This window comes from Gilliamella sp. M0320, from assembly GCF_016101635.1.
Classification (GTDB): domain Bacteria; phylum Pseudomonadota; class Gammaproteobacteria; order Enterobacterales; family Orbaceae; genus Gilliamella; species Gilliamella apis.
On the sequence record NZ_JACFQD010000001.1, the window covers coordinates 35,365 to 49,141 of the forward strand.

The 13,777-nt window shown below is 33.4% G+C and carries 12 protein-coding genes, 1 tRNA gene and 1 CRISPR repeat array (1 of these 14 cut by a window edge); of the genes, 12 read left to right on the plus strand and 1 reads right to left on the minus strand.

The window, feature by feature from the left end:
- Positions 1 to 3: 3 nt before the first annotated feature.
- Positions 4 to 2,646, minus strand: a complete 2,643-nt coding sequence (gene ppc / locus H3T83_RS00160; RefSeq protein WP_198214779.1) for a phosphoenolpyruvate carboxylase — start codon at positions 2,644 to 2,646, stop codon at positions 4 to 6.
- Positions 2,647 to 2,976: 330 nt separating this feature from the next.
- Between ppc and H3T83_RS00165 the strand changes: the two genes are divergently transcribed.
- The 12 genes from H3T83_RS00165 (at position 2,977) to H3T83_RS00220 (ending at position 13,724) form a co-directional block, all read left to right on the plus strand.
- A complete protein-coding gene (locus H3T83_RS00165) occupies positions 2,977 to 3,468 on the plus strand; it encodes an NADH-quinone oxidoreductase subunit J (protein ID WP_198214780.1) in 492 nt (163 codons plus the stop codon).
- Position 3,469: 1 nt separating this feature from the next.
- A complete protein-coding gene (gene nuoK, locus H3T83_RS00170) occupies positions 3,470 to 3,772 on the plus strand; it encodes an NADH-quinone oxidoreductase subunit NuoK (protein ID WP_065577763.1) in 303 nt (100 codons plus the stop codon).
- On the plus strand, positions 3,769 to 5,616 hold the full coding sequence (locus tag H3T83_RS00175) for an NADH-quinone oxidoreductase subunit L (RefSeq protein WP_065577762.1): 1,848 nt from the start codon (positions 3,769 to 3,771) through the stop codon (positions 5,614 to 5,616). The genes nuoK and H3T83_RS00175 overlap by 4 nt, the downstream gene beginning before the upstream one ends.
- A 16-nt stretch (positions 5,617 to 5,632) precedes the next feature.
- Positions 5,633 to 7,177 carry a NuoM family protein gene (locus tag H3T83_RS00180; protein ID WP_198214781.1) on the plus strand — a complete coding sequence of 515 codons (1,545 nt, stop codon included), beginning with the start codon at positions 5,633 to 5,635 and terminating at the stop codon, positions 7,175 to 7,177.
- 150 nt (positions 7,178 to 7,327) lie between these two features.
- On the plus strand, positions 7,328 to 8,902 hold the full coding sequence (locus tag H3T83_RS00185) for an NADH-quinone oxidoreductase subunit N (RefSeq protein ID WP_181414536.1): 1,575 nt from the start codon (positions 7,328 to 7,330) through the stop codon (positions 8,900 to 8,902).
- A gap of 182 nt (positions 8,903 to 9,084) precedes the next feature.
- Positions 9,085 to 9,414 carry a preprotein translocase subunit YajC gene (gene yajC / locus H3T83_RS00190; protein ID WP_065577759.1) on the plus strand — a complete coding sequence of 110 codons (330 nt, stop codon included), beginning with the start codon at positions 9,085 to 9,087 and terminating at the stop codon, positions 9,412 to 9,414.
- Positions 9,415 to 9,472: 58 nt separating this feature from the next.
- The gene (secD, locus tag H3T83_RS00195) at positions 9,473 to 11,329 is read left to right on the plus strand and encodes a protein translocase subunit SecD (protein ID WP_081298790.1); all 1,857 of its coding nucleotides are present in this window, start codon (positions 9,473 to 9,475) and stop codon (positions 11,327 to 11,329) included.
- 15 nt (positions 11,330 to 11,344) lie between these two features.
- A complete protein-coding gene (gene secF, locus H3T83_RS00200) occupies positions 11,345 to 12,340 on the plus strand; it encodes a protein translocase subunit SecF (protein ID WP_198214987.1) in 996 nt (331 codons plus the stop codon).
- Positions 12,341 to 12,463: 123 nt separating this feature from the next.
- Positions 12,464 to 12,539 (plus strand) — tRNA-Ala (locus H3T83_RS00205).
- An 84-nt stretch (positions 12,540 to 12,623) separates the two neighbouring features.
- The gene (locus H3T83_RS00210; protein ID WP_065650830.1) at positions 12,624 to 12,941 is read left to right on the plus strand and encodes a chorismate mutase; all 318 of its coding nucleotides are present in this window, start codon (positions 12,624 to 12,626) and stop codon (positions 12,939 to 12,941) included.
- Between the two features lies 1 nt (position 12,942).
- Positions 12,943 to 13,455 carry a ClbS/DfsB family four-helix bundle protein gene (locus H3T83_RS00215; RefSeq protein ID WP_198214782.1) on the plus strand — a complete coding sequence of 171 codons (513 nt, stop codon included), beginning with the start codon at positions 12,943 to 12,945 and terminating at the stop codon, positions 13,453 to 13,455.
- A 35-nt stretch (positions 13,456 to 13,490) separates the two neighbouring features.
- The gene (locus H3T83_RS00220; protein WP_065577746.1) at positions 13,491 to 13,724 is read left to right on the plus strand and encodes a hypothetical protein; all 234 of its coding nucleotides are present in this window, start codon (positions 13,491 to 13,493) and stop codon (positions 13,722 to 13,724) included.
- Positions 13,725 to 13,746: 22 nt separating this feature from the next.
- Positions 13,747 to 13,777: a CRISPR direct-repeat array (repeat unit 28 nt) (it continues 607 nt past the right edge of the window).

The window sequence follows — 13,777 nt, forward strand, 5'->3', positions numbered from 1 at the left end:
TTATTATCCTGAATTTCGCATTCCTGCTGCAATACCTGAAATTGTTATCATTAATCCTTGTTCAACAATACTATTTTCATCATTATTTTTACGAGAACGACTCAATAATTCGGCTTGCAATAAGTTAAGTGGTTCAATATAAGTATTACGCAATGCGACTGACTCGGCAATCCATGGTAAGTCAGCCATTAAGCTAATATCATCCGTGATGGTTAGTACAGTATTGATATCTTCAGTTAATAAATTTCTTAATTCATCACCTAATGGCCATAATGTAGAGGAAACTAGACGTTGTTCATAATATTCATGAATATTTGGTGCTGCTTTGGCATAAACCATTTCTAGCATTCCTAAACGAGCATTAAAAAATGGCCAATTATGATACATATCTTGCAATTGATCTTTTTTACCTTCAAGGATAACAACTCTAAGTGCACTACCTGCACCAAGCCATGAAGGCACCATTAAACGGTTTTGAGTCCAAGCAAAAATCCATGGTATTGCACGTAGGCTCTCAATTCCACCACCTGTTCGACGTTTTTGTGGACGAGAACCTAATGGTAATCTACCTAGTTCTGCTTCTGGTGTAACTGCTCTAAAATAATCAACAAATTCAGCTTTTTCTCGAATATAGCTTCGATAGCATTGGCAAGAATAATCTGACATTTCATCCATAATATCTCGCCAGACTTGCTTAGGCTCTGGAGGTGGAAGTAAATTTGCTTGTAAAATCGCTGATGCATAAAGCATTAAGCTACTAAGTGCAACCTCAGGTAAACCAAGCTTAAATCTAATCATCTCGCCTTGTTCTGTAACACGTAAACCACCTTTAAGTGATCCTGGTGGTTGTGAAAGTAAAGCCGCATGAGCTGGTGCACCACCACGTCCAATTGAACCACCACGACCATGGAATAATACTAAGTTAATATTATATTTTTCAAACAAATTGACTAATTCTTCTTGTGACCGATATTGTGCCCATGACGCAGCAAGTGTTCCTGCATCTTTCGCAGAATCTGAATAGCCAATCATTACCATCTGTTTGCCATTGATCTTTTCTCGATACCAAGGAATATCTAAAAGTTTTTGCATAACAGATTTAGCATTATTTAAATCCTCTAAGGTTTCAAATAACGGTGCAACAGGAATATTTTTTTGGCAATCAACACTTTTTAGGAGTAAATAAACTGCCAAAATATCAGAAGGAGCTTTGGCCATTGAAATTACATAAGAAGCGATTGATTCCTCACCCGCTTTTTTAATCACTCGGCAGGTATCTAACACTTCTTTTACCATTTCATCTGGTTGCCAATTATAAGGAAGTAATGGTCGATTAGATTGCAATTCAGCTAATAAAAATTCCTGTTTTTCTTCTTCTGTCCATGAGGCATAACTACCTAAATTAAGTTCTTTAGTTAAAGCATCTAAAGCCTCAGTATGGACCGAGCTGTCTTGACGGATATCTAATCTAACTAATTGCAATCCAAAGCTTTTAATACGTCTTAATGTATCTAGTAATGGCCCATGAGCAATAGTTGACATGCCATTCTCTATTAAAGATTCATAACAGATATAAAGTGGTGTCCATAATTGTTCATTTTTAGTCAAAAGATCGGTTGGCGCTAAAACTTGCTCATTGTTTAATAGTGAAATGATATAACCGTGGGTTTTAACTAAACGAGATCGTAGTTGTTTCATTACGGCTCGGTAAGGCTCTGATGCAGTTTTATTTTGTTCGTTTAATAAATCAATAACCGATTGACTACATTCTGTCATGGATAATTCACGAACTAGAATCTGAATATCCGCTAAAAATAATTCAATTGCTTTTAATCTGGCTTGTAACATGACCTTTTCTGTCACCTTAGCTGTGACATTTGGATTGCCATCTCGATCTCCGCCCATCCATGAGGTAAATTTAACTGGTACATGTTCAACGGATAGCTCTTCATTAAATGAATCAACTAGTTGATCATTGAACTCACGTAAAAATAGAGGAACACCTTCCCATAAACTATCTTCAATAACCGAAAATCCCCATTTAGCTTCATCAAGAGGTGTAGGGCGTTTTTTACGAATTTCGTCGGTATACCATGCTTGGCAAACGAGCTGTTTTAAACGACGCATAATCCGTTCTTTTTCATAATCGGCTAAATCATTATGGTCAAGTTGTGATAAACAACTATTAATTGCGGTATAAGTATTAATCATTGTGCGGCGATTGATTTCCGTTGGATGAGCAGTAAGTACTAACTCAATAGATAAATTATCAATCGCTTGTGAAATAGTCTGAGGGGCAAAATTTAAGTCTTTAAGTGATTTGAATAATTCAGTCATCTTTTTAGGACTACTTGATGCTTCGCCATGAGGCGAAATACCATAATACTCTGCAGCAGTGTTAACTAAATTTAAAAACTGGTTGAATGCACGTGCAACATGAAGTAGATCTTGATCATTAAGATTCTCAATTAACTTAAGTAATTCATTATGCGCTTGTTTATTTCCTTGTTGTGCCGATTTGGATAACTGACGGATTTTTTCGACTAAATCGAAAGTTTCATTACCTGTTGCGCGTTTAATTGCATCGCCTAATAGGGTGCCTAACATATTGACGTTACTTCGCATTGATGAGTATTGATTATTCATTCTATTCTCTACTTGTTTATATTTTTGCCTAAGTGCGTTTAAACTGTATGATTAAAATGACAATTTAAAGAAAAAGGTATAAATATAGGTTAATCGCTCAGGATACATACTTTATAACAATGTTGTATTGAATTTAAATAATAAAATTTTATGGATTTTATTATTTCTATTGTTTTTATTATATTTGCTAAATAAATATTCTTACTATTATGAAAAGTTAAAATTTTATTTAGAAAGACTTTTTTGTATTAACACTACGTTAGTAAACTGTATATTGTTGTCAATTAAGTATATACTAATGTCATTATGAAATAAGTATTGGATGAATTAATGATCGTTGTTTTTTATATCGCATCGATAATTGCTGTTGTTGCAAGTATAAAAGTGATTTTTTGTCGGCGAGTAGAAAAAGCAATTTTATATCTGGCTATATCACTTTTTGCATCAGCATTAATATTTATTCTCCTTGAAACATATATTTCGGCTGTTTTATATATTCTTTTTTTTATTGGTGGAGCTGTCATTCTGTTTAGGGCTGTTTCTTTAATGCTCGAAATGCGTCGCGACAATGTTGAAAATGGTAAACATGGTATCAGCCCCAAAATTTGGCTAGGACCATTAGTTTTAGCGTTTATTTTATTAGTTGTTCTTATTTATGGCGTAGTAAGCACTGACTATACACAGTTCACGGAATCTCATGAATTGATGCACCAAATGTCAATCTATGCTTATGTATTAATGGCTGAATTAGCTACATTTTTATTATTAGGTGCTGCAGTTATATCTTATCATTTTATGCATCGAATGCTGTCGGAGAAATAATGTGATACCACTTATGTATGGTTTGATTTTTGCCTCTATCTTATTTGTAATAGGGCTTTTAGGGGTAATGATTAGACGTAATCTCTACTTCTTATTGTTAAGTCTTGTCATCATGAATAATGGAGCCATTGCAGCACTTTTTGTTGCAAGTAGTTATTGGCAGCAATCTGATGGAGAGGTGCTTGCTATATTAGCGGTAACGGCTGTATTAGCTCAAATATCTGTCGGGCTTGCTTTACTGGTAAAATTAATTTATCGACGTAAAAACTTTAATATTGACTCATTGAGTGAAATGAAAGGATGAATTTACTTTATTTAACTATCATTGTTCCATTGCTATCTTTCTTGATATTAGTCTGTTTTGGGCGACAAATACAATCCATTAATGTTATGTTAATCGGGATTTGTACGATGTTTCTTGTTGGATTAATAACAATATTTTCTTGTATTGATTTTACTACCAATACTGTTCCTGATATGACATTGGTTTATACAAGAAATTTATGGACTTGGTTTTCAGTCGGTGATTTTGAAGTTCCTATATCTTTAACACTAGATGGCTTATCACTAACATTCTTAGTATTAATATCATTCTTTGGTTTATTGATTTATTTTTTTGCCGCCTGTTATTTAAAATCGAGAAAAGATATTTATACTTTTTATGCATATAGCAATTTACTTATAGCAAGTGTGTTAACGGTTGTTCTTGTTGATAATTTGTTTGTAATGTTACTTGGTTGGGAAGGGGTGAGTATAAGTACTTACTTACTTATTGGTATCTACTACAAACAAGCTCGCAATAGTTATGCTGCCGTTAAAGCATTTGTTATGATGCATTTAACTGATATTTTTCTAATCATAGGTATATTCTTACTTTATCAGACTTTAGAAACATTAAAAATTAGCGATATTTTAATAAAAGCGCATAATGATTTAGCTGTTGATTCAGATATTATTTTTTGGATTACGTTAATGTTATTTCTTGGCGCTATGAGTAAATCTGCGCTTTTCCCAATGCATTCATGGTTCAAAGAAACAACACTAGCACCGATGCCAGCGGTTGCGTTATTGCAATCTTCTACTGTTATATTTGCTGGTGTTTATCTGGTCTTAAGACTAAGCAATCTGTTTATGATGTCGAGTGATACGCTTAATATAATGCTTTTATTCGCTTCTTTGACTGTTATTTTTGCCAGTAGTATTGCTTTGGTTCAAAATGATATAAAACAGATTATAACTTATATCAATTTAGCGCAAATAAGTTATCTATTTTATGCATTTTCGACCCAGAGCTGGAATTTGTCATTAAGTTGTTTGATTAATTATGCTGTAACTAGCACATTACTCATTCTTGCTTCTGCAATTTTAATCAAACAGTGCCAAGGTGAACGAGACATCAATAAACTTGGTGGCTTGTTAAAGTCTAATCGAGTTTTATATGCAATCTTCTTAGTAATCATGTTATCACTTAGTGCCTTACCGTGGGTGTCAGCATCATTTTATATTAAAGGTGATATTATTTGGGGATTAATGGCTCAAGATAGCTTAATGGCCGGTACTATCGGCTTATTAGGTATTTTATTGTCTAGTTTATGTATTTGGCGGTTGATATTTTTGGTTTTCCATCATTCAATTAAAATTGAAAAGATAATAAGAATCAGAAAAATAAATTATTATCCGCTTTTTATCTTATTGATATTTACTACGGCACTGTTTATTTACTTGCCATTGCCGATAAAAGGGATAATCCCAATAGCCAATTTAGATACGCAAGGTCAGATCCCATTTAGAATATTGCTGTGTGCAGTAACCTTATTAAGTTTAGTCATTGCCTATATTCTTTATGCTCATCCGAACGCTGAAGTTCATGAAATTCTCAATACTCCGATGATCAAATCGTTAGGAAAATTATGTAAAAGTGATTGGCGATTTGACTATTTGTTAAATAATGTTTTTGTAAAACCATATATTTATTTAGCAAACTTACTGAAAAAGGATCCATTAGCATTATGGGATGATTGGATTATGTGGGGGATAAAGAAAATAAATGCTTATATTGTCAGTTTAGAAAACGGACAAATAAGATGGTATATGGTTTCAATGGTAATAGGTAGCATTATTATATTAATGTTATTGATTTTTATTTGATAAAGGTGTGAACTTAATGTTGTTATGGCTTGTTTTCTTACCTGTAATTGGCGGATTTATTGGTTGGCTTTGTCATGTATTTTTACAAAGAATCATGACTTCAACCGATATACAGTTGCGCTGGCAACGTTTACCAATGATGATTGCTCTTACAACCATATTAATCACGTTTATTTTGGTAATTGTTTTATGGGCAGATGCAAGCAGTTCTTTAGAACAAAGTCCAAACTGGATTAAAGAAGTTAATATTGATTGGATCCCTTTACTTGGTATTCATTTTCATTTGGTATTAGATGGTTTATCTTTGATTGTTATTAGTTCAACACTCTTTGTTGTATTGTTAGTTATTGTTTATTCTAGTAAAGAAAATCTTAATAATGTCGGATTATTTTATTTATGTGTATTATTTATGGCATCAGCCATTATGATGTTATTTGTAATCACTGATCTGTTTTTAATGTTTTTCTTCTGGGAAGCGGTAGCTATTCCAATCTATTTTTTAATTTCGTTGTGGGGCAGACGAGATTTAAATTCACAATTACGTTTTAATGGTGCTAGCAAATTTTTAATTTACACTCAGATAAGTAGCCTACTAATGCTAATATCGATTGTATCATTGGCTTTAATCAACTGGAACATAACGGCGAAATGGACTTTTGATTATCAAATTTTAACTAATACGCCGATTTCAAGTAATACCGAATTTTTATTAATGCTAGGCTTTTTAGCTGCTTTTATTATACGTATTCCTTTAATCCCTTTTCATAATTGGTTTATTGAAGCACATATTGAATCGTCAACAAGTGGTTCGATGATGATAAGTGGTTTGTTAGTTAATACAGCGGCATTTGGTTTATTACGTTTTGTGATCCCACTTTTTCCTAATGCTTCGCTAACAATTATGCCGTTTATTTTAGTGTTGGCTATATGTACGTTGTTTTATACCGCTTTACTTGCTTTTAATCAGACAGATATTAAGAAGCTGATTGCTTATATCCATATTGCTTTAATGGGATTTGTCACGGCTATTATTTATAGCGGCTCAGTTATTGCTTTCCAAGGTGTTGTTATTCAAATGATAGCTGTTAATTTAGCTATTGTTGGTATGTTTATAATAAGTGGTATGTTAGCAGAATGTTATTTAACCCGAAACATTAATCAATTCGTTGGATTAAAAGAGCAAGTAAAGTATTTGTCTTCTTTTACTCTATTTTTTATGTTAGCTGTGTTAGGTATTCCAGGAACGGCTAACTTTGTTGGTAATTATATGATGTTATTAGGTAGTTATAACTCATATCCTTATTACACTATCTTACTGGCAATTGGATTATTGTTACTGTCGATATCGTTAATTATTCGCATGCAACCTATTTTTTATGGCGTAGTTGATAAAATTACGGTTACAAAACACTTGCTGAGTAAAAAAGATATTTTTCTATTGTCTAGTGTGCTTATTGTATTAATTTTTATTGGATTATATCCAAAAATGGTTTTAGATATGTCTTATTCTATTGTCAACCAAACACTGCAATATATAATTACTGAAAGAGTGGGAGAGTAATAACTTATGATAGCTTTATTGCCAATATTTATATTGAGCTTTGCCATAATAGTTTTGCTCATCGCATTATTTATTTTCAAAATAGATACTAAAAAGTGTGCAACTTTAACCATATCGGGATTAATTTTTGCATTAGTTTTCTCAGCAATTTTGGGGTATAAAATTTCATTTAATACCCAAGCAATATCAGATATTAGTAGTGACAATATGCAAATATCTGTTTCTTCGCCACTAGATACTAGTGATAAAACGCCTGCAACTGAACAAACGGTAGCTATTGATGCCGTACCTACAGAACAAGAAATCACTACCTCGGAAAATTCGGAAATTACAGAGTCTGTTACAGAAAATAATGATATGGTTGGATCGTCACCTAATGTAGATGATACTCAGCAGAATGATGCTAATAACGAATGGGGAGCTCATCATGTTACTGCGTTATTTACTTGTGATGGTTATGGGTTACTTTATACCAGCTTAATTTTAATCATTTCAATTGTGGTCGCATCATTAGCTTATCGATGGTTTGTACAAGAAGAAATCAACCATGGATTATTCTATATAATTTTACTATTTATGACATTAGGCGGAATCACTTTAGTTTATGCTAGTCATTTAATGTCATTCTTTCTTGGAATTGAATTACTTTCGATTCCATTTATTGGCTTAATCGGCTATCAATACATCCAAACCCATGCGCTAGAAGCTGCGATTAAATATATGATTTTGTCTGCCATTGCTAGTTCATTTTTGTTAATGGGTATTGCTTTTTATTATGCTACGACTGGCGAGCTGACATTTAGTGGTTTAAGTTATCAATTATCAACCATGACCTATCCAAGTACATTATTATTAATTGGTATTTGTTTAATGTTAGTTGGTATTGGTTTTAAACTTTCGCTGGTACCTTTTCAACTTTGGTTACCTGACGTTTACCAAGGGGCTCCGACAGTTGTTTCATTACTACTATCAACGGTAGGTAAAGTCGCCGTGTTTTGTGCTATTGCCAGACTATTTTTATTAGCACCAATAGTAAATAATGAAACAATCCGTATTATTTTGGTTATTATGGCCTTTTGTTCAATTTTATGGGGAAATTTATTGGCATTAATGCAAAGTAGCTTAAAAAGGTTATTGGCTTATTCCTCAGTTGCCCATTTTGGCTATCTTTTACTAGCTTTAATTGCCGTGCAGTATCAGGTGCTCGCTTTAGAAACAATAGGTGTTTATTTAATTGGCTACATTTTTGCCAACATCTGTGTTTTAGGCGTGATCAGCTTAGAATCCCATTCCAATGAGTTACAAGATCATGAAAAAGAAATTGATCTTTCAGGATTATTTTGGCGTCGCCCTATTTTAGCCTTGGCAATGGGAGTTGGTTTATTATCTCTAGCAGGTGCACCACTTACAGCAGGTTTTGTAGGACGTTTTCTTTTAGTACTATTAGGTGTGACGGCTGAGTTGTGGTGGTTAATTGCTGCAGTAGTAATTGGTAGTACCATAGGTTTATATTTCTACTCACGACTTATTCTTAATCTTTATATTAGGCAGCCTATCAGCCGTGATGATTTCTCAAGTAATAATTCTATTATTAAATTGAAATGGCAAGATATAAAAGTGAGTGAATTATTTATTGTTATCGCAGCATTATTAACCATGGTATGTGGTGTTTATCCTAAATGGTTATTTAACTTGGTTAGTATGGCACAATATTTAACGACTTAATTTTTTGGCTGGTTCATTGTTGGCGGGTACTGTATTTATTTAGTTAATTGAATAAAATTGTTAATAATAGCGATATTTGTTGTTGACTTAAAAGATATTGGCAAGAAATAGTTAATAATCGATTTATTTATTGTGTTATAATTCTGCACTTTAATATTTTTATATTCATTAAGAGGACCAATATGGACTTTTTTATTTCTAATGCATACGCAGCTGATGGTGCTCAGCCTGGTGGCGATTACATAATGCCAATTATGTTGGTGGTGTTTGGGCTATTTTTCTATTTTATGATTATGCGTCCACAACAAAAACGTGCTAAAGCACATCGTGAGTTAATGGCTTCTATTTCAAAAGGTGATGAAGTATTAACTAATGGTGGACTTATTGGTCGAGTATCAAAAGTTAATGAAAATGGTTATATTGTGTTAGAGTTAAATGATACAACTGAAGTTGTTATCAAACGTGACTTCATCACATCGGTATTACCAAAAGGAACAATGAAATCATTATAATAGATTTTGCTATTATAATTCATTGTATTAATTATCTAATCCCACAAGAGAATATGTCGTGCTAAATCGCTATCCTTTGTGGAAGTACATTATGTTGGTCGTCGTGATTTGCGTCGGCCTACTTTATGCTCTTCCAAATATTTATGGTGAAGATCCCGCTATACAAATTTCAGGTTCAAATAGTGCCGAAATTAATGTTGCTACGCAAGATAAAGTCAAACAACTTTTGGTGAAAAATCAAATTGAACCTAAATCACTAGTTTATGAAAATAAATCTATTTTAATTCGTTTAAGTGATAATGATACTCAGCTGAAAGCTAAGGAATTAATATCACAAGAATTAGGTGATGATTATACTGTTGCACTAAATCTAGCGCCTGCAACACCATCATGGTTAACAATGATTGGTGCCGAACCCATGAAATTAGGGCTCGATTTGCGTGGTGGTGTGCATTTCTTAATGGAAGTAGATATGACTACTGCGTTAAGTAAATTGACAGAACAATCGATTGAAAATTTAAAAGCAGAGTTCAATAAAAATAATCTAAATTACAAAGCATTAAATAAAAGTAGTAATCAACAAATCTTAATGCAATTCGATAATACAGAAGATCGAAACAAAGCCATTACTAAAATTAATGGATTGCAAGATTATGAATTAACTTCGCAAAGTGAAAATAGCATCGTTATTAGTGTTAGCCAACAGCGGCTACAACAAGCTAAAAGTGATGCTGTACAACAAAATACCACCATTTTGCGTAATCGTGTTAATCAATTAGGTGTTGCTGAACCAATTGTTCAACGTCAAGGTTCTGATCGTATTGTTGTTGAATTACCTGGTATTCAAGATACTGCATTAGCTAAACGAATTTTAGGTGCAACTGCAACCCTCGAGTTTAGACAAGTAAATGAAGATGGTTCAACTGACTTAGAAGCTATTTTAAAAGGTGAAATGCGTGTTCCATATGGTTCTGAAATAAAATATATGGAAAATGGTCGTCCGGTCTTACTTTATAAACGTGTAGTATTAACAGGTGATCATATTACCGATTCTTCATTTAGAGTAAATGAATATAGCCAGCCTGAAGTTTCTATTAACTTAGATAGTGCTGGCGGCAAAACTATGCTTGATTTCACGCAGAAACATCTGAAAAAAGCAATGGCAACATTATTTGTTGAATATAAAGATACAGGAAAACGTGATGAAAATGATAAACCTATTCTTGAAAAACAAGAGAGAGTTATCAATGTAGCAACGATCCAAGGTATTTTTAGTGACCGATTCCAAGTAACTGGGATTAGTAGTGTTGATGAAGCTAGAAACTTATCACTACTATTAAGAGCAGGTGCATTGATTGCGCCGATCCAAATAATTGAAGAACGTACCGTTGGTCCGTCAATGGGGCAAGAAAATATTACTCAAGGTTTAGAATCTTGTGTATGGGGATTATTAATTTCGGTAATCTTTATGTTAGTGGTATATCGTTTATTTGGTGTATTCGCTAGCCTTGCATTAGTTGCAAACTTAATTCTTATTGTTGGTGCAATGTCTTTATTACCTGGGGCAACATTAAGTATGCCAGGTATTGCCGGTATCGTACTAACTGTAGGTATGGCAGTTGATGCGAATGTTTTAATTAATGAGCGTATAAAAGAAGAGCTCAGTAATGGTCGAGGTGTCCAACATGCAATTAACGAAGGTTATGCTGGCGCTTGGAGTAGTATTTTTGATGCCAATATTACCACATTAATAACTGCGATTATTCTTTATGCAGTAGGTACAGGTTCTATCAAAGGCTTTGCCATTACATTAGGTATCGGTATTGTAACATCGATGTTTACCTCGATCGTAGGGACTCGAGCTCTGGCCAATCTTATTTATGGTGGTCGTCGCGTCAATAAGTTATCAATTTAGAGGTTTATTGTGACTATTAATAAAAAAGAAAATCATGATGTTAGAGAATTAAATCATGGACGAAGAGTACTCGACTTTTTAAAATTTGGCTTCATCGCTTTTGTTATCTCAATGTTATTGGTTGTTGCTTCATTTGTGGTTGTTCTTGTTAAAGGGTTCAATCTTGGACAGGATTTTACCGGTGGCACCACAGTTGAACTGACAGTAACTAAAGCCGTAAATCTTGATGATTTACGTAATAGTTTACGTGATGCAGGTTATCATGAACCAGTCGTTCAGTATTATGGCAGCAGTAAAGATATTATTATCCGTTTAGCCACCGCCAATCAAAATGAGGGTAGTGTATCATCTGCAATTGATAATGCATTAGGTACTAAAATCTCTAATTTAGTACATAAAGATATTGATAGTAATGCTGAAATTAAGCGAGTTGAATTCGTTGGTCCTACGGTTGGTTCTGAATTAGCTCAAGATGGTATTTTGGCGATCTGTGCAGCATTAATTTGTATCTTAATCTATATTGCATTTCGATTTGAATGGCGATTTGGTACTGGTGCTGTTGTAGCATTAGCGCATGACGTCGTCATTACCGCGGGCTATTTATCACTCTTTGATCGTGAATTAGATTTAACCATTATTGCAGCAATGTTATCTATAATTGGTTATTCACTTAATGATACTATCGTTGTATTCGATCGAATTCGTGAGAATTTTAGAAAAATACGACGTGCGTCGCCATATGATGTTATCAACATCTCATTAACTCAAACATTACATCGAACCTTAATGACATCTGGCACAACGTTAGCCGTTGTTATTATCTTATATATTTTCGGTGGTTCAATGTTAAAAGGTTTCTCTGAAACATTAGGGGTTGGTATTGTGTTAGGTACAATTTCATCAATTTATGTAGCAGCATATATGTCGCTTAAATTAGGTGTGAAACGTGAACACTTTATGCCACCAAAAGTTGAAGCAGAAGGCGCGGATCAAAACGCAATTTTACGTTAATCATTCAAGCTCTGTCATAGCCTGACAGAGCTTTGTTAGCTTTTTTTTTGAGCAAATAATATTAATTTATTTGACACCCTTTAACTAGTTGCATATTATTAGCCAAAGTTTTTCATCCCTTTAGGGGCCATAGCTCAGCTGGGAGAGCGCAACGCTGGCAGCGTTGAGGTCAGGGGTTCGATCCCCCTTGGCTCCACCAATTCTAAATTCTGCAATTCAAATCCTTTTAGAAATATTTATACAGTGCTAAGATAGCAAAACTAGCAATTATTAGTCATTAAATATGATTCAATACAATCCAAAAATCTTAGCAAATGAATGTCGTGATATGAATGATATTCGAGCGGAAATTGATAATATAGATCATCTGGTAATTCAATTACTCGCAACTCGTTTTGACTATGTTAAAACAGCAAGCCAATTCAAAAAAAATGCTACCGATGTGCAAGCTAAAGAACGTTTTAATAGCATGCTTGAGCAACGTAAACTTTGGGCTGATGAGTTAGGTCTCAATGGCGATGTAATTAAAGAATTGTATGCTAACTTAGTTAGATATTTTATTGATGAAGAATTAAAGTATTTTAATAATAATGGTAAATAAAATGAATTACGCCAATAAACAACAACTATTAGATGAAATTAATAAAACAGCTAAGCTATTTATTGATGAATTCAGTGGATTAACCGAAGCGGAGAAAGATAAACTGATTGAAGGTGTTGATCGAACACCAGCCCAAATGATAGCTTATCAATTAGGATGGTTAGATCTTGTAAAATCTTGGGATGATGCCGAACTTGCTGGGCAAACGCCTATACTACCAGCGGAAGGATATAAATGGAATCAGTTAGGTGAATTATACCAACATTTTTATAAAATATATCAAGATTATTCATTACAAGAACAGATCCAATTATTTAAGCAGAAACTGACTACTTGGAATAGTTGGATTGAGTCATTAGATGATGATACGCTTTTTACTAAAGATGCTCGTAATTGGACAAAACCTTATCCTTCAGCATGGCCTGTGGCACGATTTATTCATATTAATTCAGTTGCGCCATTTAAATCTTTTAGAACTAAAATCAGGAAATGGAAAAAACTAAATTCACATTAGTAACATCATAACAATTTTTTAAATGGATAGAAAAAATGGCCTTTTCAGAATTAGAAAAAGAACAATTGCTACAACTTAAATATGTTGGCGATAAAATTATTGAAAGATTACAACAGATGGAATTAGATTCATTCGAAAAACTACGTAATAGCAATTTAGATGAAATATTAAATAAAGGTGCTTTACTAACTGGATCATCATGTTGGAAAAATAGCCATCAAGCTAAAACAGCCATCCAAAATATTTTGGCTTGGGTTAATCAAAGCTAATTAATATTTGATTCTAACTCTTTGTTTATCCCTATGTATATAGGGAACACACC

Excerpts from the sequence above, each read along its gene's own strand:
- ppc (WP_198214779.1), bottom strand. The coding sequence starts at position 2,646 with ATGAATAATCAATACTCATCAATGCGAAGTAACGTCAATATGTTAGGC.
- H3T83_RS00165 (WP_198214780.1), top strand. The coding sequence starts at position 2,977 with ATGATCGTTGTTTTTTATATCGCATCGATAATTGCTGTTGTTGCAAGT.
- H3T83_RS00175 (WP_065577762.1), top strand. The coding sequence starts at position 3,769 with ATGAATTTACTTTATTTAACTATCATTGTTCCATTGCTATCTTTCTTG.
- H3T83_RS00180 (WP_198214781.1), top strand. The coding sequence starts at position 5,633 with ATGTTGTTATGGCTTGTTTTCTTACCTGTAATTGGCGGATTTATTGGT.
- yajC (WP_065577759.1), top strand. The coding sequence starts at position 9,085 with ATGGACTTTTTTATTTCTAATGCATACGCAGCTGATGGTGCTCAGCCT.
- H3T83_RS00210 (WP_065650830.1), top strand. The coding sequence starts at position 12,624 with ATGATTCAATACAATCCAAAAATCTTAGCAAATGAATGTCGTGATATG.
- H3T83_RS00215 (WP_198214782.1), top strand. The coding sequence starts at position 12,943 with ATGAATTACGCCAATAAACAACAACTATTAGATGAAATTAATAAAACA.
- H3T83_RS00220 (WP_065577746.1), top strand. The coding sequence starts at position 13,491 with ATGGCCTTTTCAGAATTAGAAAAAGAACAATTGCTACAACTTAAATAT.